Below are 19,954 nucleotides of genomic sequence, written 5' to 3' on the forward strand. Positions count from 1 at the left end.
CGGGGTGACCGTGGGAATTGGTCGTAATCATTAAGATACTGTTATCAGAGTGTGTCTTCTGCTATCGTACCGGCAACCTAGCCAAGGGAGAGCCGAATGCCGGGTTTAGAGTCCCGCGCCCAAGTATTGCTGTTGGATCGGATTGGTCAGCTTGAAGCGGCGTTGCAGCAGCTCGCCGGGCTTATCGTGGCGGATCAGGAAAGGCCCTGTTGGGTCGAAGGGCATGAGCGGAGTGGGCTTTCGAAAGCCCGAGAACGGTGTGCCGCGTTCATTCAGCGGATCGATTACACCGATGATCGGGATCCGGGCGGGACGGAGCAGCTGCAGGGGCTTTTGGGGTCATCCGAGGAGACCTTGTCGGCGGTCGCGGAGGTCAACCAGCTCAAGGATAGGCTCCATGATTTCTTGATGTGCCTCGATTCGGGGGTTTTGGAACCACCTCGCGGCGCGGCCACGCAACGCGCTTGGACGAGCAAGCTATTGACCGCCATCGGCCGGGCGCGGTTCAATCGGCGCCAGGCAACGCGACACCTGGTGGTGCTGGATCAGCGCCCGATCGCCGCCTCCTTTTTCTGGGGGCGCGTCCGCAAAATCGTGAAAATCACCCGCGCTCAAGCGCAGGCCATGTTGGAAAAACGTCTGGCCGAATCGGACGATCGGGACCCTGCGCTACGCTATCAATACGAGTGCCTGTTGAATCTTCCGGAGCATGAGCCTTTGGCGCAGGTTCAGCAGCTCAAGGATTACCCCCGGGTCAATCTCGTCTTCCCGGGAGATTCCGGTGATCTCCGCCATCGGCGAACGGTTCGAAAGCAAGTCATGGCACTTTCACCGATTTTCTATCCGGCCGAACCCTTGGCGAGAACCCCGGAGGTGGTGGCCTTGCCCGAACAAGGTCAGAAGCGCCAGCGCCTTCGCCGGGTCGACCTTCAAGTGGAAGTTCGACCTTTCTTGCCAGCAATACGCGTGCACCGCTACCGGACGGAGTAAATAGGTAATTCCTTTATTCTCGATCTCCGGGATCACCAGATAGAACATCGGTGCCCAGATTTGGCGGTCTGTGGTTTAGGGACTGGGCGCTGGTCCGGAAGTGGGCCGGATCAGCAGTCCCGATGCTCTTCGGGAAATGTGGTACGACGACGAACCGGCGGCGCGTCTCGCCAGCGAACGGCGTGTGCAACAGAATGCGACGGGGTTATCCATTTGATTTTGTCGCGGAATCAAATACAGACGGATGAACCCGCGGCTCGATCCCCTGGCGGATTTGGTCGCAATGCCGCTGGCACAGTCCAATTTCGATGGATCGCCCGGCATGCTGGAGCTTGTGGACGATCGCCGAGGGCAACCGGCATCGACCACCTTTTGTCGTTCGAGCCTGACACCGCTTGTCGCCCTGCCACAATTCGAGCAGTGCGGGTGCGGGCGGGGTCTCGGGCACTACTTCCAAAGCTTCGCCCATGCGCTTTTCGATAAATTGCTCGATCTCCCCGACCAAGTGCACCGGGACTCGCATTGTTCGGGTTTCACAGTTCCACTTCGATTTCCGGCCAGCGCCGATTCGTTTTCCGCCTTGTGTCATCTCGCATCCGATGATTTTGTGACGGAATCAGTTTACGCCGCGAACACTAATCGTGTCACGACATCCATTCCACGGGATGGCCGTCATCGCCTGCCAAGATTAGGCTGATCTGCCGGCGGTCGATCCAGGTTGAACCCCACAGCCGGATTTTTGTTGGTTGCCCGCGAACGACTCCCGCTACCATGGCGTGACCGCCTCGCGCGGCACATCGCTATTTTTGATCCGCTCACTGCGTTCCTTCTGATTTCGCGCTCAAAGTTCCGATTTCGGCCATTTATTGCAACGCCGGCTTCGGCCAACGACGTTATGCTCATGGATATGTCGATTTGGCGCTCGGGGCGACGTCCCCAGGACTTCATTCCACAGAATCACACAGAGGAATACGCCGATGGCTGAACGAACCCCTCCCGCGATCAGTCGCCCGGTTTTTGAACGTACCATAACGGTTCATAGCGAACAGGCGTTGCGCGTCGTCCGCCGCGTCTTTCCCACGCTGGTGCGATCCTTGTACGCTATCGACGTCATCCTCCGGATCATCGGGGAGGAAGCCGAGATCGATGCAGTGGAAGGCACCGTCAGCAAGATGATCGGCGACTGTGCCAGCGAACTGGAACGCGAGAAGTCCCGAATGGAAAAACTGTGTACCGATAACGGCGTGACCGAAAAGCCGCGTTACACCCATCCCATGGACTTTAACGCGCGCATCGTATCGCCCCAGGTCTCCCAGTTCGTGGCGCTGATCCAAATGCTCGATGAACTCATGATCGCTATGGACGCCCTCTGGCTCTGCGGTGTGCTCACCAACAAGCAATGCGGACAGGCGCACTATCAATGGCAGCAGCGATTGCTGCGACTCGGTCGGCGCATCATTACCATCGAACGGCGCGCCCATCGGGCCGCCTATGCAAAGGGCCATGGCGAGGAAGTCCAAGCGGCGCGTGAAAACTCCGGATTGGCGATTGAACCCGAAGCGATCCTTGATCCGGAGGGACCAAACGCTCCCGGCGATGGTGGCGATGCGTCATCCGCCGAAGCGGAATCCGACCCAAGTGGACCGGATGCGGAGAGCCCCGAAACTGAATCTCTTGAAACATCTACGACTGAAGCTGATAAGTCCGCGTGGCGGAGATTGGCTGGTCTGTAGAAGGCGGCGCCGATATCGCCATGCAGCACTTTCAACGATCACGACAGCCACGGTTTTCAACCGGAGGCCAAACCGTATCTGACGGCAACGCGGACAAACCCGGCTTTGCACCCTGCGGCCGGGTTTTTTGGGGCTCATGTTAAAACCGGCAGGATCTCAGCGTACATGGTTGCACTGCATTCAGCATAAAGTAAAGTAATACGGTATAACCCAATAGTGTAAAGTCACTTTACAAAAAATTCGCAAATTCGTTCAAAGGCAGGATTCCGTTCTGGAGCTTACGCGCTGCGCCGCGAGAGGGGCTTAGCCCTTATCACACCCGATCGGCACGACCCAACTTCCCACAGGCTTCGTCGTTCTCGCATCTCCGGTGACCGGCAGCATTTCCCCCGTCAGTTGCTCGATCTCCTCCACCGTCACGAGGTAGTCGTCCAGCCTTTTCGCTGTAGCTTCCTTTGAATTCGGCACGATCCACGCGATCGTTCTGCCATCGCCGCGGATCACCACTTTCCAGAACGCATCCGGTGTTTTCACGCCGTGGCTCTTGATAAAGTAATCATCGGCCAGGTTGCTGCCCCAAATCACACCGCCGATCACCAGCAGTTCATCGATATCCCGGTAGCACTCGACGATGTCCTCGGTCAGCTTCCATGCCCCCCCGGTTCATCTGCGAGGCCTGCGGCAGGATATTGCTCATGTAGTTCGACTGCTGGATCGCCACCGGCGAATGGTCGAGATGATTTGCTGGCACTTGATGGCCTCGGTCATAGACGTGGCCGTAGCCTTTCGGGCTGGTCTGCTGGCACTCCTTCGGGACGTAGGGATCAAGCCTGAAGTCATTGGCTCGCGCCTCGTTGCCGCCGTCACGCTGAGCATTGTACCGCCACTTCACGGCGCCGCGTTGCTCGCAGTCGAGCCACACGGTGAAGCCTTCGTAGTCAAGGCGAAGCAGCTTGCCTTCATCGCTGATTTGGGTGGGCGGAAGGACCACCTTGCCGGTGGATGGAGTCTCGGCCCGGAGTTGGATAATCGGAGCCGCCGGCGCATGGTCTTTTGTTTTGGCGAGGTGGTCGCCGTTACAAGCGGTAAGGGAAACGCAAAGGAGCAGAGGCAGGATAGAAATACGGCGCATGAAATTTTCGTTCTTCTTAAATTTTCTGCGGAGTAGGGCCAGGTCGTCCCAGTCCGGCGGTGAAAACAAAAACGTCTATATCAAAAGCCAACCGTTCGAGTCATTGGCTGCGCCCTCTCCTCCCCCGTAGCCCCAATCTTCCATAGCGTCCAACCTACCTATCGCCGCTGTGACAGATGTTGCGAAGTGCCATGGTTCCCCGACCATGGATTCAATACACTTCGCCGTGGCTGCCGACATCGACGAAGACAATTTCCTGTTCCCTGATCTCCAATTCCAGCGTGATGCGGTATTGTAGGGAGATCGAGACCGAATGCAGGCCGGCCAGCCGCCCTTGTATCGGGTGCAGGCGCAAGGACGGGTGCATCGGATTCTGCTCCAGCAGTAATAGGGTTTTGAAGTAGCGTTCCCGAAGGTCCGGGTGCTTTTTGAGGAATGCCTTTTCTCTTTTCTGGTAAGAACCAGGGAATATCAGTTTATAGGGCATTCTCGTCCAATTCCTTTTGCAAGCGCGCGATGTGCTCCTCGGCGGTGGCTTCTACATAGTCGCCTTGATCGATGGCTGCACGCGCCTCTTGCCAGGCGGAATGAATTTCCGCCTCGCGCAGCCGCTCGTAATGCTCGATGTCCATAACCACAAAGCGCGGCTTGCCCCGCACACTGATGATGGCTTCGTCCTGGTCTTCCAAAGCGGCTTCCAAGGCGGAGACGCCCTTCGATTTTAGATCGTTCGCGGTAATGGCTTTCATGGGCTTTGCAACCGTATTATTAATAAATCGATTTTACGCACGGTCTAAAATCCTCTCAACAGTCTGGTAAGCACGTCTGGACGCAGCAAACACCTAAGCTTATCCACAATTTCTGTGGACAACTTTGTGGCTAGACCGTCAACATTCGCGCTTTTGACTTGATTTCCACCAGCTTACGTTCTCTGTAAAGAAAATGAACAATCCGTTACAGTCGTCCGATTCAAAGGCCGATCAAGAATGGCCTCGCACCCTTCAAGAAGCCGTAGACCAGTTGATCGTCCTGTTGAGTCAGACTGAAAAAGACAAAATTGCCGCAGCGCCCGACGCGGATGCCATCATCGTCCACTTCAGTTTGGGGGCTTATGTCCGGAAGGTGTTTGGTCTTTGGCGCGGGAACAAGGCGCTGATGGTGTCCTGCGGCGCCCTCAATCCCGAGGACGCGTCAACCGTGATTATCCGGGAGCTGTGGGCCAGATTGCGGCGCTGATCCCGTGTGTGGTGTGAGCGCAGCTTGCTACCTTCCTGAAGAAGGGGATCACGCTCATAATGCGCGGTCTTCCGCCGAATCGTCCTTTTATCCGACCATTGTTTCAGTGAGGCTGACCATGCAAGCCACCGATATCGCTCATGTCATACAACTTGCGGTGGCGCCGGTCTTTCTCCTGACCGGCATCGGCGCGCTACGTCAGTCCTCAGCGCCCGCGTGGCGTACTGGGCCATCAGCCTCTGTACCGCCTGTGCGCTACTCATCTGCACGCTGATTGTCATTCTGTTCGTCGGCGCCTTTCTAAGCCTGGATGTTTCGAGCGCCATCGCGATTCTCTTCATCGCTGCGATGGCCGCCCTGATCATCGGTCTTTATTGCTTCCTGCACGAAATTTATCCGGCGACCGCCAGCTTGCGGTTTCGATAGCGCTCGCGAACCGATCCAGATAAGGGCCGAGTCGTGCGTATACCCTCCCCTCATCCGTGGCAGTCACCTGTTACGGATAGGCCGGGTCGGCGAATCCGAGCAGCAGCCGCCAGGGGTCTCGTGAGCGCGCGGGAATCCCGTATCGACAGTGTGAGCGGTCTTCTGGGGCAAAACAGCGCAAGGCTATCGGGCACTGTGCGAAACAGACGAAGTGTATTCGGCTAGCAAGGCCAGAATGTCGGAATCGCAGGCCCCGCAACCTGAACACGCGCCGGTCGCTCTCGATAGGCTGTCCAGGTCGTTGACGCACTTATCGACAAGTCGCCTGATCTGTCCCGTCGTCGTCCCGCTGCAGCGGCAAATCACACCCTTTTTCTGGTCTGGATAGTCGATGGTCATCACAATAAAGGAAATCTCGAACTCTATCAGAGGAGACCCAGCATTATTTCAAAGAGCCTACAATAATCCCAAAGCTTGGATGATTCTGATCAAGGAGACAAAATCCCTGCCATGCCCGCGCTGCTTGACCTTGCCGGATGTCGATATGGTCAACTCACCGTGTTGAGACCCAACGGCCGGCTGAAATTCGGACACGAGCAAACCGCCTGGCTCTGCCGGTGCGACTGCGGCACCGAGATTACCGTGCCGCAAAACCGGTTTCCACATCGAGCTTCAATCAGTTCCCGCCATGCCGTCACCGCCTGCCCGGAATGCCGGCGGCCGCGTTGCGTCATCTGCGGGGAAGTTGTCCGGCAAGGCTCGCTGACCCGCGAGACCTGTTCCGAGGCCTGCGCGAAAGCGCGCCGCAAGCAAATCCAGAACGCCAGCTATCACCGCCGGGTGGCCCGCAATCCGGACCTGAACAAGCGCCGAGCCGCACGGGTAAAGGCGCGGGCCAAGGCCGATCCGGTTTTCGCCGCACGGCTTGCGGAACAGACCAAAGCGGCCCAGGAGCGGCGGAAAGCCCGAATCAAAACCGACCCCGCCTGTCGCGAAACTGTTCTGGCCCGGCAGCGGAACTACTACGCCAAGCATGCGGCCGAGATTCAGGCTAGGCGCCGAGCGCGATTGGATGCGATGACACTCGAACAGCGGGAGCCCTGGCTGGAACGGATGCGGCGGTACGGGCGAGCCTACCGGCAGCGCTGGCGGCAGGAGCTCAAAGCGAATCCCGCCCGGCACCGGGAGTATCTCGACTGGATGCGGGAGTACCGACGCCAACGCCATAAGCAAAAGCAGACAACCGATAGGAGAACATTGCCGCAATGACGAAACCATCCACGCCCACAGATCCAGCCGGCTCCGGCCAGGACTGGCCGCGCACCCTCAACGAAGCGGTAGACCGATTGGCGCGCATGCTGAGCCATACCGAAAAGGAGGAAATCGCGGCGCTGACCGAGGGCGATTTGATCGGCCTGCATTTCGGTCCTGGTATGCGGATTCGAAACGAATTTAGCCTGTGGCATGACAATAGCGACCTGCTGATGAACTGCCAAGGGATCAAATACGGAGATGCCGCGGATAGTTACTTGTCCATAGATCCGGACGACGCTTCGATGATGATAATTCGGGTACTGTGGGCGCGGCTGCGGCATTAGGGAAGCTCTGAACAAATCCGGAGATGGCAAAAGCGGTACTCACAGTCATTCAAAGACGGATCTAAAAGCGCCTTTGGGAGATTTGCTCGCGGTTTACCTTGAGGACATGGCAATCCGAGGGCCATCTAGCATCCACCGGACAGATCTCCCCCTCAGGCGAGCAAGGCTCGCCGCTTGAGGTAGAGGTTCGCCAGCCCGACCAGCGCGAACACCTGAGCGGCATTCTTGGCCAAGCCCCGGTAGCGCACCTTCACATACCCGAACTGCCGTTTGATGATCCGGAACAAGTGCTCGACCCGGCTTCGCACCGAAGACAAGCGCCGGTTCCTGGCTTTCTGTCCCGCTCCCAGCGCACGCTGCGGCGGCGCCTTCAAGTTGATTCCCCAGAACACGCCGGCCGCCCGTGCGGCCCGCTTCAGCCGATTGTCCACATAGCCCCAGTCCCCGAACACCGCCCGATCGTCCTCGCGAAGCAGGTCCGGCAATTGGCTGAGGTCGGAGGCGTTGGCCGGCGTCACCGAAACCGTATGCGCCAACCCGCTGTTCACGTCCGCCCCCACGTGCACCTTCATGCCGAAAAACCACTGGTTCCCTTTCTTCGTCTGATGCATCTCCGGGTCCCGAGCTTTCCCTTTGTTTTTCGTCGAAGGCGCTGCATGAATGATCGTGGCATCGACCATCGTGCCGCCCTTAAGCAGCAGTCCCTTCTCTTCCAATACATCATTAATCGTGTTCATCAGCTGGGCCGTCAGATCGTGCTGCTCCAGGAGGCGGCGGAAGTGGAGAATCGTCGTTTCGTCGGGAATGGCATCCTCGCTCAGTTCCACGCCGGCAAACCGGCGCATGGACTCGATCTCGTATAGGGCCTCCTCGGCGGCCGGATCGGACAGACCATACCACTGTCGTAGCTCAGCGAGGCAAAAGTCGTCTGCTTCATCGGTTCATTCCACAAGACCGGTGAGACCAGCGTACCACAATGAATTTTTCAGAGGTTCCTTAGCTCAACTTTATCCATTCAAGCCGCATAACAGAGTGAATCGATAAAGCGATCCAGTAAAGGGCGCGGGATTTTTATCATGTCGGCCTCGTTTGGCGAGGTTGAAAAATACTCGTGGCTCCATAACCATCGGCGCACGGAAGCGATGGTGTCGGAAAAAGTGGCTTGCGGTTTGGCATACCAGGCAGTGCTGCGCAGATACACCTGCCCGGTCGAGAACAGATGTTGCGCCAGCAAGGTCACGATGGCATACAGTCCCAACAGGCAAGGCGTGGTCCGGGCAATGGCTTGGTCCGACCATTGGCGCTGGGTTTCCATGCCGAGGTGGGCGCGGGCTTCTTCGAAGGTGACTTCCATCTGCCAGCGCTGCACGAAACACTCGAGAATGAAAGCCGGCGTGGCATGCCCATCCGTGCATAACAAGGCCTGAGTTTCGAATTGCCTCAGCGGATCGCGAATCAAGACCCAGCGCAGGGGGATGACCGGCATGCCGGAGTGGTACCACACGGCCGTGGCGCTGGCGAGTTCGACTTGGCGGTCGTGCTCGCCGTACCAGAAGGGAATGGTCAACGGGGTCCATCGGGTGGCCGGATTGACCAGCACCTCGGCCAGCGTCGGGAGTCGTTTGCCCTTGCGGCGCGTGCGCCCGCGTTGCCCGGCGCAGCGGGCGGGCGCCGGCGCATACAGTGCGGCATCCAGGCGCAAGCGGGTGATGACGGTGGCATACGGTCTCGCCGCACCGAGAAAATCCAAGGCGGCGAAGGTGCTGTCGGCCACGATGACGATCTGTCGTCCCGGCAACCAGCGCGCCACTTGTTTGACCATTTGGCGCGACCAGTCGGTCAGGGTCTTGTGCCGTTTGCCTTGCCGCTCGTGATAGCGTTCGGAGGGGCATAGCGCCGTCAAGAAAGGCAGCGCCCACACCCGCATCGCCCACGGGATGGGCACGAGCAGCATCAGGCACAGCCAGCGCAAGCCGCTGACCTTGACGAAGTGGCTGTGGGAAGAACGCACCGGATCGCGGTAGATGCCGCGCGCGGCAATCTTGGCGCCCCAGCGCCGCTCGATGGTGTCGTCCAGACCGAAAAGCAGCGGCCCCTGTGGCGCAAAGGTGCGCACCAGAAGGGATAACAAGATGCGGCTGGCCGCCAGAGGAGACCAGGCGGCCCGGTTCAAGACCCGATGGTAGGTTTGAAAAGGGGATTGCTGGTCCAGGCCCATGACGCGCAGCACGGCCGTCACGGTGCGTTTGCCGGTGGCAAGTATGGCCCCGACGACCAGCACCGGTATCGATGAGAACACCCGTTTCGAGAACAAAGGGGCGAACGCCGTGATCAAATGGGTAAACCCGGTTGGCAAGGTCGACATGATGCCCCTCTTGTGCTGGAGAAGTCATCAATAGACTGCGTTGACCGGGTTTCCGTTTAATCATCTCAGTAAATGGATAAAGTCGAGCTTAGCCATGTCGTTACGGAAAAATGCAACAACGCAGGCAGAAACCGAAGAAAACCATGAACGGGTGGCTCGCCAGTATGTATGTCCCTGCATCTCTAACAGTCGCGGCCTATATGCCAATGCCCGGTAAACTGTGCCGCTCGGATGAGCAAACGGCTGTTTTCGAGACGATCTATTTCAGTACCGCTAAGCCGTCCAGCGTCATGACAAACTAGGGGGCTCGGGATTTCTTAACGCACCTGATCCCCATCAAGCTTCACGCGGTACCCTCTGACAAAAGCAGCATATTGAGGAGGTTCAACTCGCTCGATGCCATGAAGTAACGGTCGTCGAAAACCATATCGAATTTCAGAGGATTGGTCTGACCCACACCTGCCGCCCAAGGCATCGCTTCGTAGCGAGGTATCGCTGGCATCACGGCATTACTGGCAGAAAGTGCCCGGCCAAGGCCATTCCGCCACAATTCCGGCTCTTCCACGGCCTTCGGCTTGTCGTCATGCGCTCGGGACGGTCGAACAAACTGAACGTAACCCGCCGGTAGAGCTACCCAGGTATCAGGCGATTTCAGCTCCTTCAGCGTGTTGAACTCGATTGCGGCATCTGGCTTCTCACGGGCAAGGAGACGGAGAAGGTTGGCCGCAGGGACTCTCAGGCTGCTCGGCAAAGCATCAGTCTCATCGATACTCTTCAGTTCCCAGTACAGTCGGCGGGTCATCTGCTCGACATTGGTCAGCTGCCCTTCAAATGAAAACAGCTCGCGTTTGTCGAAATCTGCCCAGTGTTCGAGCACCAACGGGCCGGCGAAATAGATATGCGCCGGCAAGCGAGGCCTCCCCTCGGCATCGGGCAGAAGCGGGGCAAGGGCTGTACTGGCTTGGTCAAAGAACTCACGGGCGTCCTCGCTTTTCACAAAGGAGGCGCCATCCGCGTTCTTGCAAGCGGTGGCTTGCAGACGAAACCGTGCAAACAGGTCGTAGCAGTGGTTTCTGGCTGAACCGACGAGCCCAGCCAGTTCCGAATTTCCCTCCCCTTTTACGTAGGTATCCGCCTCCGCCAAAAACTCCAACACGTACTGGGACATCAGGTTCAACAATTCCTCCAAACCGACGCTTCCGACCGGCACCAAGGCCAGATTTTGGTTCAGGCCAGCATCACCAGTGATCCGGGTAAAGATCGTGGCACGCAGCATGACCAGCAAGGTCATGAGATCCAGTGACTGGCGGAGCCATTGCCGTTTGTCCAACGTTTCCCCGTGCACCAGGAAGTCGTCGACCAGCATGACGAGCCTCCGAGGGACCGAGTCCCCGGGAATTTCATTGCCCTCTTCATCATGGTACTTCCCCCGACCACGATAGATGAGCTGTGCGATTTCCATCAATGCGGCCTCGACATTGAAGCGCGGTACGGCCGCGATGATCCAGTCGGTCTTCGGGAATGAAACTCCCCGCGCCCCTGACGACGTCATCAAGAATACCTTGATGCTGTCGCGGGTTTTCTCCTCTACCAGTTTCTTGCGTCGGGATCCCGGAATCGATGAATCGAGAATCTGGACGTTGTGTTCGTTCAAGCCGAGCTCGGTGTCCTGCGTGAGCGTATTTCGGAGCGACCGCAGGAAAAGCTTGTCCTGCGCGAAATAGATGACCTGCTTGGCGCCTCCGGCAACGGCGTTCCGAATTTCTTGAGCGGCATTCTCAAAAAGCGCCTCCTCCGCAACACGGCGGACAGCCTGCCGGGGTGTTTCAAGCAGACCGGGCTGTTTTTCGATCAGGCGAACGGTTGACAGGTTGACTCGGTAACGAACGGTCAGCTCGCTGGCCGGGTAGCTGTTGGTCATGACATGCAGGACTTTAGGCATGCCGGCGTCGATCGCCACTTTGGTGACGGCTAGCGCAAAAGGCTTACGGCCCCGTGATTTGGAAATGAGGATTTTGTCCGGCGCCCTGTCGCCCGCATTCAGATAGCGGTCGAGGACCAGCTCGTTGCCGAGAGAGGCATCGGATATGACGAGGATGACCGTAAAGGGCGACTCTCCTGCCTCGAAAGGCTCAATGAATTCGTCCTTCAGCCAACGGGCAACCGCATGGACGAACGGCGCGCCGGCCCCGTCGCCCGCGAGCTCATCGACCATCACGACGACCGTCGGCATCCGCTGGGCAACGCGGCGGCGCTCTTCGATGCCGGCGCGCCTTGCGACCGATTCGCGGAAGAGCTGAGAAAGCGACTGGATCGTGTTGCGCCTGTTTGCCTTCTCGCGGAATCCTTGGAGCGCTGCCGTCAGAACCACGCGATTGACCTCTGGGTTTTGGGCCAGAAGTTCCCGGGTCGTTAAGGACATCGCGGACAGCACGCCGAGCAGCGGCCGCTCTTCGACCTGATCTTCATGTTCGGACAGTGTCGTCTTACCCAATCGGGATCCGGCGTGCTTCGCCTCGATCTCGTGCTCTTGCTCGGGCGAAAGGAACAGGATGCTGTTCCGTGGAACGTTTAGATTTTTCACGCCGTCGACCACGACGGCGCCGTCGATACGGCGCTCCCCATCCAACCCCTGCTCGACCTGTGAACGATGGTATCGGGGTGCGGCAGAAATGATTTGGGCGTTGGTCGTGATCGTCAGGATACCGGACGGGGCTCCGTCCTTCCTCGCAAGTTTTTCCGTCACATCACGGTTGATGACAACGCGCGGGCTGACGTAGAGAAAGAAATAGCCGGATGACTGTTGGGCGAGGTACCGAGTCACCGCAGTGGTTTTACCAATCCCCGGATTGCCTTCGAGCCCGATGACATTGAGCTTGCCCCGTTTGGCTGCGCCGAGACCCGCGACGATGGCGGCCGCGTGCAGGTCGCGGAGCGCCACGGTTATCTCGCCGGTGCGCAAGTCCTCCAGCGCCCGTGTAATCGCATTCTTTGCCGAACCGCCGAAGTAATCATTGATCTCGGGACTTTCCTCCACTAAGGCCAGCGCTTCGTCCGTGGAATACCTCTGCATTGGATTCGCAAATTCCGGCACTTTTTCCTCGAATTCGAATCGGTAATCCGTGCCCGGCGTTGGAATTTCGCGCAGGCCTTTTAGACCGGATTTGAGGCTCTTAGGCAAACGACTGAGAATCTGACGAAAAACCGCGTCGACTTCCTGGGTGAGCCCCGCTTCGTCATCATCCTGTCGCTTCACCGCCTTACGATAGGCCGTTCCCAGCTGTTGCATCAAAGCAAAGCGCGGATCCTTCGCCCCGCCGGGCAAATAACGCGCGGCGAGACTTTCCAGGCCGTTGGGGGTGATGGCGAGCGCCCGGACGACGCACGGTTTGACCAACAAGCCGTAGCGTTCCAATACCTGTACGGTGGACTCGGCATAACTTGCGGCCTGGCATAGCTTGTAGAACGGCTTGTTGTCGGATGTGAACGCGCCGAGATGAGCCTTGATATCGTCGGACAGCTCGAAGCGCTCTTCCTCGACTTCCGCGGAAACTCGCGCAAATACGCCGCGTGAGTCCACGTACCGGCGGTAGCGCAGCAGTTCTTCGAGGTGCGCCGTCTCCTCGCTAAAGTCTTCCAGTGTGGCGGGACAATCGTAGGAGTATTCCTGGACCAGGATATGGTCCTCCTTGTGGGTACCTGACAGCCACAGGAGGAAATCGGCGCGCGCCGGTCGGCCCTTATCCGCCAAGGCCGGGTCAACCGGCCCCTTTAAGCCGAGCAATCGGTGAATTTCGGCACAGGACCGCTCTCGTTCGGCGTCGAAATCTTTCTGGCTCGGAAGCGTCAAGGGACACCAGAGTGCGCGCCGGGTAAGCGCCTGGCGGAGTTTCCGGAGGTATTCCCGCATTGCGGTGTAGCCGAGCCCATAGGTAACCGTCGCCAGATGTTGGAGCGCCGCGTGGATGTGTTCCTTGAGCGTCTCGTCAACGACTTGAAGCGCCCGAACCACGGCTTTGTATACCTCCGAGGTTCTCGTTTCCCGCCAAGGCTTAAGATGCGGGTCGTCGAGAGAAACCAAGCCGTGATCTGTCAGGCAGCCCAGTACGCCGCGTTTGACGAAGATTTCGTAGGCCTGCCCCCAAATGACGGCCTGTTGCTGAAAGGTCAACTCCTCCATTCGGTTTTGTCCTTGTGCAGCACCTTTGTGACATGCGCCAAAAGCGCCGGAAAGGACAGAAGGACGGAGCCCTTGCCGCGCCGGCTCATCACTTCCAACTCGCCCGCGGCCGCATTGGTCGCTGGCGTCGCCCACCCGAAGGGATCGAGCACCGGCAGTACTTGCTGCTTGGTGGCCGCTCGCTCGCTTTCCAAATAGTGCAGTCCCCTCAGTACACCCAAGATGGAGGCGCGAACCGCTTCGCCTTCGGGTGTCGTACCCAGGATGTTTTGGCGGATCGCTTCACTCCATTCGATGTTGGAAAGACGCTGTTCGATGTCGAAGAAATACGTGCAAAATCCGGACTGCGGCCGACCTTCTTCGGTCACTACGGCCAAGGTGGCGAAGGTGTAGACCGGCTGCAGCCCGCGGATCAGTTCCCGCTCGGATTCCTCGTACATCCGCTGGTGATCGGCAAAAGTTACGACCTCGAAGGCGCTCTCGTTGGAGCCCCTTGTATGCAGCCGGGTCGCCGGAAAAACGTCCCGGCGGAGAGGGTATAGGAACACATCGGGGAATTTTGTGGCGGCGGATTCCAGGAACTCATGCGTGCCGTGGGGGGCGTGCCGCTCGGCGGCTCGGCCAATGTGCCGGTTGCCGAAGTGATGCGAAAGCAGCACGATATGTCGAAACTCCTGCTCTCGAAGCCGGGCAATTTCTTCGAGAATCAGTTGCGGCTCGCGGAAAGCCCGGCGGTTTTCGACCAGGCGCGAGTTCATCCGGCCGACGTAAATCGCCATACCGTCTTTCCGGCGGACGCCGTAATAGCTGCGGGAGACGAACAGAAAGCCTTCGGCATCCGGATAGAGCGGATGGGAATCGCAAGGTCGGGTCACGTAGGAAAGCACCGCAACCTTTTCCAGGCTGCCGCCCGCCGTGGTGACGATCGGGAAGCGACCCTGCATCGCCATCAACGAATTCGTCTTTCGATAGCGGATGGTTTCGGCTTTTCCTTGGGTGTGGAACCCCTGCATCTTGACCAAGAGCTCCCGAGACAGGGCCTGCTCGATGGCCTGACAGGCGGCATAGACGGCGGCATTCCCATCCGTGGCGTCGGATTCTTTCCCGCCAGGTTGCAGGCGCACTAGATACATCGCTGGACGTTGCCGACCCTCGGTGGACTGAGCGCGGCGTGCAAGTTCCAATAGTACGATGTAGCTCAACAGCGTGAACGCAGCGCAGCCGGCTGTACGAAGCTGCTCACGAGTCGCTTTGTCCTGATCTTTCGCCCCCTTGGAAAGGCTCAATGAGCGGACGTCGTACTCGATATCGATGCCACGGCCCGTGTCGAAGCTCGTGGACGCCGTATCCGCTAGCCGCCATTGCTTGATGCCCGCCGCGTCCTTTTCCTCCTTGAGCGGGACGAACCGTACCGGTAAAACCGGTTGGGTGAGATCGCGGGACATCCGGATTTCGTGCCGGAATCCCACAGGCGTTATCGAACGCTCCATCAGGTGCGTTTCGACCGCATACGAAGCCAAGGAACCCGGCACTTCCGCCAGGTTGTCAGTAACGACGAGGTGCTGGAACCAGGCAATGTGGTCATGGCCTTGGTCATTCTTGACCAAGATTTCCGTGTTGTGTGAGGCCATGGTCCGAACGACGGCCCAGTCGACGATCCTCTTGTGCACGGCGACATAGAACTTGTCCGCGATTCGATTCGCATCCTCGACCAATTTGGCGGATTTCGTTTGAAGCACCTTGATGAGCGATTCCGCGATGCGTTCCATCACAGGTTCCCGAAGGCGCAGCTTGGCGATGAGTTCTTTGACCGTTCCGAGCGGGTCGGTTTTCAAGGCCCGTGCAATGCCGTCAGCTTCCGTCTCGATGTCTTCGCTGCCGGGTGAATCAAGCGAACTTGGAATGACCAGGTACAGAAACACGAGTTCGGCGATATGGCGTCCGGTATGGCCGTTGATTACAGGGTCTTCCACCAGGCGTTCTTCAATTCGGTCCAGCCGAGCCGCGAAGGCACTTTTGCCGGAATCGGGGCTTTTGCCGTTGACGCGGAATCGGTAGGAGACCTCTCGCCGGGTCGCAAAACCGTGTTCGGGATCGGTACGAGCCTCGAAAATTTGCACGGCCCACTCCGCCCAAACCGGGAGGCAGCTATAAAACAGCGCTTTGCGCAGGTGGTCCGACAAATCGGTGCAGCTGCGTTGCCCATACACCGTACTGACATCGAGCGGGAGTGTTCGTCCGGCCGTACTGGCGTAGGTCCGGAAACACGCGAGCACCCGGTCGACGTAGGCCTTCAGGGAGGGATCCGAACTTCGGGTCGCGATAGACGCCATCGATTTGAAGGTGACCTGAAGGCGAACCCTTGCTAACGCGTCATCATCCAGGAAATCGAGAAAGCGCTGGATTTGACTCCCCGGCTGGCCACGCTGCATACGGATGCTGGCAAGAATGGGCTGGATTTCGTCGTTATCCAGGTCCTCATGGCGCAAATAATTTTCGATGCCTTTTAGGAGACGTTCCAACCAGTCCCGACCATCCACCGTTTCAATTGCTGACAATACCCTCGCGACGTCTTTTTCCTGTTCGGCTGCTTTGCGGCTTGGAGCGGCGAAGCCGACCGGCACCACGGCCGCGATGCCTGGCGAAGGATACAGCGGGACATTCAGATTCCGAGCGAATAACTCCAACGCCTGGTTGGATGATGGAATGACAAGGGATTGCAGCGGTGCCGACTGCAATACGGTGTCGATCTCACGTGCGATCGCCTGGTGAAGTCTTTCCAGGGCGGCTGTCGTTTTGGCCTCCGAGCCCGGTAGGAGCCGCCCGCCCATCTTGCTGGTCGTTCCTCTGGGAGGCGATTCAAGATCAAACAGGAAGCCAGTGTCGCTGCCATGCGCAAAATCATCCTTGAACTCAGGAAACTGATATAAGCGGCGAAGCACTGTGGCTAGGTTGAACCGGATACGTTGACGTTGCCCGCTATAGCGGGCGAAGCCAACCGGTTCTGAATCGTCCGTCGAAAGTGCGGCAACGAGTAATTCCGCGAGCCGGGAAAGCCAGATAGATGGCGTTCGGGTGCGCGCGGAAATACTGGCACCCCCAGTCAGGGGAACGTTCATGGGTCATGCTCCTTATCTTGGTAGGGACACCACTTCACCCGGTCGGAAGACCCATCCGGCGGGTGGTTAAAGGGGGTTGATGATCAAAGTTTATAACCCTTTCTTAATTCCGGTCACTTGATTATCCCGCTGACCAAGGTCATTTTCCGTGCTTTGAAGATCATCATCCGGCTTCTTGGAGGACGGCTGCACTATTAGTTAGCCTTGCCTATACAAAGGCACGTATGGATATCAGCACAACGCCGGCACAAAACGTACCGACGCTTGTCGTCGAAAGTTGGCTGTCGTGGTCGGACAGGCTTTTTCGCTTTTTAGCGTCTGGACGACACCCTGTAGCTCGGCTGCTCCAACGTACAACACCGGTCCCGACCAAGGGCTCGACACCGTAACCAGCCCGGTCGTTCGGTAATCGCAATCCGGACGCGGTAAACCGGGTTGCGATATTAATCCGCAAACTTCCTCTTTCGGCTTGCATATCCGCACTTCCCTGAGATTCTGACTCCGTGGTTTTTCACGCTGCTGCATTTATGGGACTTGTACTACGGAGACAAGATCGTGCAAACCGAGACCGAAAACAAATTTCTACGTTACCTCCCTCTTGACCGAGTCCACGTTCAACCGGGTTTCAATCCTCGTAAGTTCTTCGACGACGCGGAGTACCGCGAATTGACCGAATCGGTCCGGCAGAATGGCGTCCTCCAGCCCGTTGTGGTGCGTCCTATTCCAGATCGCCCCGACAACTACTGGATTGTCGCCGGAGAACGGCGTTACCGCGCTGCCAAAGATGCCAATCTCGTCTTGATTCCCGCTGCCGTTCGCGATCTGACTGACCACGAGGCGATGGTGGTCGCCACCATCGAGAACACGCAAAGGGCGAATATGTCGCCTGCGGAAGAAGCCGAGGCGGCCCGAACGGTGCTTATGGGCTGCGGCAACGATCGCCAGGAAGCGATGCGACTTCTGGGATGGAGCCAAAAGAAGTTTGAATCCCGTCTGCTCCTACTTCATGCAGACCCTGAGGTACTAGAGGCTTTGGCCCAACGCAAGATCAAGCTTGGACACGCGGAACTCCTATCGCAACTGCCGCGCGACTTCCAGACCGCGACGCTAGCGAAGATCATTAAGCATGGATATTCGGTTGCCGATCTTAGGGACCGGCTGGCGGCGTTTGCCCTTGACCTCTCCAAGGCCATCTTTGACATTTCCGGGTGCGCCAACTGTCCCCATAACTCGACGATGCAGGCGAGCTTGTTCGAAGAGCACATAGCGTCCGGCAAATGCGCGAACCGCGAGTGCTTCCAGGCCAAAAGTCAGTCTGCTCTCGACGAGAAAAAACGCACTCTGTCCGAACAGTACGCGGTCGTCTACCTCGACACCGAGCGTCCGCCGAATTCCTATACGATCCTTTGCCAGCAAGGTCCCCAGGGCGTCGGGAAACACCAGTTCGAGCGCGGATGCCGCCAATGCGCCCATTATGGGGCACTGCTCATGACATCTCCTGATCGCCTGGGCGAGGTCAAGGAGGATTGCTGTTTTGACCTCGGCTGCCACCAGAAAAAAGTGGATGAGTACCGGGCGACTTCGAGTGTGGCCACGCAGGTTCGAAGGCAAGATCAGTCCGGGATGCCGTCGAGAACAACGGGCCGTATCGCGAAAGGCGCAACCGCCGCAAGCGGTACAGCCGACTCGGGCAATCCCAAGGCGAAAGCCGCCAGTGCCTCGGCGTTGCCGGGCAAAGTCGTCGAGGCGATCGAAACGTTTTATCGCACCCTGAGCGCGAAGATCGCGCCGGACGACCCAAGAGCCGTTCTATGCCTCGACACGTTTGCCCTGTACCGATTCCTCGCGGCCAGCGCCCCAAGCACGCTGCTCCCCGACGCCGTCCGGGACAAGGCGTTTCAACTGACGAATTTGGATGCGTTCGTCAACGCGCTTTACCCGCTCGCACTCGACGATCTGCGGGCGTTTCATCGGCGGCTGTTGGTTCACTTGCTGAGCGAGCACGAAAAAACGTCCTGCTTCAACAAGCCCTTCGCCAAAGGCGCTGCGGCGCTGGTCAAGCACTCGGGGACCAAGCTCAGCGATCGCTTCGTGCTCGACAAGGACTTCCTCGGCGCGTTCACGAAGGCGGGCATCGAGGCGGTGCTGCGCGAAGCGGTCAATGGCAAGGGCGAGCGATTCGTCGAGCACTACGAATCGCACGGCGATAAACAGACATTCGCGACGCTGATGAAGAAGAAGCACGGCGAGATTCTCGACGAGGTTTTCGGGTACGGATTCGATTTCAGCGGTTTCGTGCCGAGTTGCGTTTCGGGATACCCGCGAGAGGATAAGGATCGGAACGTACGCGAAGAGACAGCCTCGTCGCCGGTGACGGCAAGGACCAGCGCCCAGGCAAAAGGCTCGGAACGGCTTGGCCCCGAACGCGACGGTCCAGAACCATCCGAGTTCGAATACGCCGAAGAGGAAACCGATGATATTTGAAACTTTTTTCGAAATGCTCGAATACGACGAGCGCATTCAATTCACGGTCGCCCGCAAGGGCGACCAGTTGAGTGTCCTGGTGCAGCCTGTGTTGCGCGGTAGCGTTGACGATAAGGCACCGGAATATATCCAGACCTTGCGGGGCGCATTGTCCATGCCGCTGTACGTGGAAACCAGTCCGGCGGTGCTGGACCGGGATTTTCCACGATCCCTAGCTGAATTCGCTGGAACGCGGGAAACGATCTGCAACGATTTGCGGGACGCTTTGAACCGCCTAAAGGAGGCCGGTAAACAGGCCCGCGTGGCTACCGACAACGCAACTTCTGCCGCACAAGCATCGTCGGGCACCCGTGCGAACGAAGGGGCCGCTGATTCCGCTCCTGCTCAGAGTAACGTCGCCGTGTCTGTCACCGAGAAATCGCTTTTTTGAGGATCGTGCCGATGAGTTCTCAACAACCACCCACAGCTTCCACCGTTATTCGCCCTGTTCGGGTGTTCAAGATGGGTTCAGTCCGCTTGGCCGATCCCGCCCCTGAACTCCCGCCTCTTGAGGCACTGCGCTTGTATGCGGCGTCCTACCCGCATCTAGCCCAAGCGGAACTCGACGAGCCTCAACTTATAGGGGAAGAGTTGCACTATGCCGTCAAGCTCGAACCCGTCAAAACAAAAGGGTGAAACGAACGGTTTAGCC

The 19,954-nt window shown here is 58.3% G+C and carries 17 protein-coding genes and 1 pseudogene; 9 read left to right on the forward strand and 9 right to left on the reverse strand.

Going from position 1 to position 19,954, the window contains the following annotated elements:
* Nucleotides 1–96: 96 nt before the first annotated feature.
* Both ACR2TX_RS00900 and ACR2TX_RS00905 read left to right on the forward strand, forming a co-directional pair.
* Nucleotides 97–990, forward strand: coding sequence for a hypothetical protein (locus ACR2TX_RS00900; protein ID WP_086133351.1), 894 nt, complete (start codon nucleotides 97–99; stop codon nucleotides 988–990).
* Nucleotides 991–1,967: 977 nt separating this feature from the next.
* Entirely contained in the window at nucleotides 1,968–2,723 is a 756-nt protein-coding gene (locus ACR2TX_RS00905; RefSeq protein ID WP_240506806.1) for a hypothetical protein, read from the forward strand.
* 303 nt (nucleotides 2,724–3,026) lie between these two features.
* Here the strand turns inward: ACR2TX_RS00905 and ACR2TX_RS00910 are convergent, their stop codons facing one another.
* The 4 genes from ACR2TX_RS00910 to ACR2TX_RS00925 all read right to left on the reverse strand — a co-directional run bounded on the left by ACR2TX_RS00910 (nucleotide 3,027) and on the right by ACR2TX_RS00925 (nucleotide 4,604).
* Entirely contained in the window at nucleotides 3,027–3,320 is a 294-nt protein-coding gene (locus ACR2TX_RS00910) for a DNA/RNA non-specific endonuclease (protein ID WP_347257607.1), read from the reverse strand.
* A gap of 7 nt (nucleotides 3,321–3,327) precedes the next feature.
* Nucleotides 3,328–3,855 carry a DNA/RNA non-specific endonuclease gene (locus tag ACR2TX_RS00915; protein WP_434129696.1) on the reverse strand — a complete coding sequence of 176 codons (528 nt, stop codon included), beginning with the start codon at nucleotides 3,853–3,855 and terminating at the stop codon, nucleotides 3,328–3,330.
* A 211-nt stretch (nucleotides 3,856–4,066) separates the two neighbouring features.
* Complete coding sequence (locus tag ACR2TX_RS00920) at nucleotides 4,067–4,342, reverse strand: type II toxin-antitoxin system RelE/ParE family toxin (protein WP_086133349.1); 276 nt, start codon at nucleotides 4,340–4,342, stop codon at nucleotides 4,067–4,069.
* Nucleotides 4,332–4,604 (reverse strand): type II toxin-antitoxin system Phd/YefM family antitoxin, encoded by a 273-nt coding sequence (locus ACR2TX_RS00925; RefSeq protein ID WP_086133348.1) that lies wholly within the window; start codon nucleotides 4,602–4,604, stop codon nucleotides 4,332–4,334. The genes ACR2TX_RS00920 and ACR2TX_RS00925 overlap by 11 nt, the downstream gene beginning before the upstream one ends.
* A 193-nt stretch (nucleotides 4,605–4,797) precedes the next feature.
* Here ACR2TX_RS00925 and ACR2TX_RS00930 point away from each other — a divergent pair, with 193 nt between their 5' ends.
* Nucleotides 4,798–5,091: a DUF6794 domain-containing protein gene (locus ACR2TX_RS00930; protein ID WP_086133347.1), complete on the forward strand. Its 294-nt coding sequence runs from the start codon at nucleotides 4,798–4,800 to the stop codon at nucleotides 5,089–5,091.
* 216 nt (nucleotides 5,092–5,307) lie between these two features.
* Nucleotides 5,308–5,517 (forward strand): DUF2721 domain-containing protein, encoded by a 210-nt coding sequence (locus ACR2TX_RS00935; protein ID WP_240506804.1) that lies wholly within the window; start codon nucleotides 5,308–5,310, stop codon nucleotides 5,515–5,517.
* 183 nt (nucleotides 5,518–5,700) lie between these two features.
* Here the strand turns inward: ACR2TX_RS00935 and ACR2TX_RS00940 are convergent, their stop codons facing one another.
* A complete protein-coding gene (locus ACR2TX_RS00940; protein ID WP_086133346.1) occupies nucleotides 5,701–5,916 on the reverse strand; it encodes a (2Fe-2S)-binding protein in 216 nt (71 codons plus the stop codon).
* Nucleotides 5,917–6,027: 111 nt separating this feature from the next.
* Between ACR2TX_RS00940 and ACR2TX_RS00945 the strand changes: the two genes are divergently transcribed.
* Entirely contained in the window at nucleotides 6,028–6,786 is a 759-nt protein-coding gene (locus ACR2TX_RS00945) for a hypothetical protein (protein ID WP_086133345.1), read from the forward strand.
* Nucleotides 6,783–7,115, forward strand: coding sequence for a DUF6794 domain-containing protein (locus tag ACR2TX_RS00950; RefSeq protein ID WP_086133344.1), 333 nt, complete (start codon nucleotides 6,783–6,785; stop codon nucleotides 7,113–7,115). Before ACR2TX_RS00945 ends, ACR2TX_RS00950 begins: the two co-directional genes overlap by 4 nt.
* Nucleotides 7,116–7,267: 152 nt before the next feature.
* On the opposite strand, the pseudogene ACR2TX_RS00955 reads toward ACR2TX_RS00950, so the two are convergent.
* The 4 genes and pseudogenes from ACR2TX_RS00955 to ACR2TX_RS00970 all read right to left on the reverse strand — a co-directional run.
* Nucleotides 7,268–8,023: pseudogene (locus ACR2TX_RS00955) on the reverse strand (IS5 family transposase); the annotation flags it as partial.
* Nucleotides 8,024–8,130: 107 nt separating this feature from the next.
* Nucleotides 8,131–9,480 (reverse strand): IS701 family transposase, encoded by a 1,350-nt coding sequence (locus ACR2TX_RS00960; protein WP_086133343.1) that lies wholly within the window; start codon nucleotides 9,478–9,480, stop codon nucleotides 8,131–8,133.
* 343 nt (nucleotides 9,481–9,823) lie between these two features.
* Nucleotides 9,824–13,660, reverse strand: a complete 3,837-nt coding sequence (locus ACR2TX_RS00965) for a helicase-related protein (RefSeq protein WP_086133341.1) — start codon at nucleotides 13,658–13,660, stop codon at nucleotides 9,824–9,826.
* The gene (locus tag ACR2TX_RS00970) at nucleotides 13,648–16,779 is read right to left on the reverse strand and encodes a hypothetical protein (protein WP_434129701.1); all 3,132 of its coding nucleotides are present in this window, start codon (nucleotides 16,777–16,779) and stop codon (nucleotides 13,648–13,650) included. The genes ACR2TX_RS00965 and ACR2TX_RS00970 overlap by 13 nt, the downstream gene beginning before the upstream one ends.
* 555 nt (nucleotides 16,780–17,334) lie before the next feature.
* Here ACR2TX_RS00970 and ACR2TX_RS00975 point away from each other — a divergent pair.
* The 3 genes from ACR2TX_RS00975 to ACR2TX_RS00985 are packed head-to-tail and all read left to right on the forward strand — an operon-like array spanning nucleotide 17,335 to nucleotide 19,938.
* On the forward strand, nucleotides 17,335–19,263 hold the full coding sequence (locus ACR2TX_RS00975) for a PRTRC system ParB family protein (RefSeq protein WP_168183745.1): 1,929 nt from the start codon (nucleotides 17,335–17,337) through the stop codon (nucleotides 19,261–19,263).
* Nucleotides 19,253–19,693 carry a PRTRC system protein E gene (locus tag ACR2TX_RS00980; protein WP_086133338.1) on the forward strand — a complete coding sequence of 147 codons (441 nt, stop codon included), beginning with the start codon at nucleotides 19,253–19,255 and terminating at the stop codon, nucleotides 19,691–19,693. Before ACR2TX_RS00975 ends, ACR2TX_RS00980 begins: the two co-directional genes overlap by 11 nt.
* 11 nt (nucleotides 19,694–19,704) lie before the next feature.
* Entirely contained in the window at nucleotides 19,705–19,938 is a 234-nt protein-coding gene (locus ACR2TX_RS00985) for a PRTRC system protein C (protein ID WP_139841004.1), read from the forward strand.
* Nucleotides 19,939–19,954: the final 16 nt, after the last annotated feature.

This window comes from Methylocaldum sp. GT1BB, assembly GCF_051027545.1.
Lineage (GTDB): Bacteria > Pseudomonadota > Gammaproteobacteria > Methylococcales > Methylococcaceae > Methylocaldum.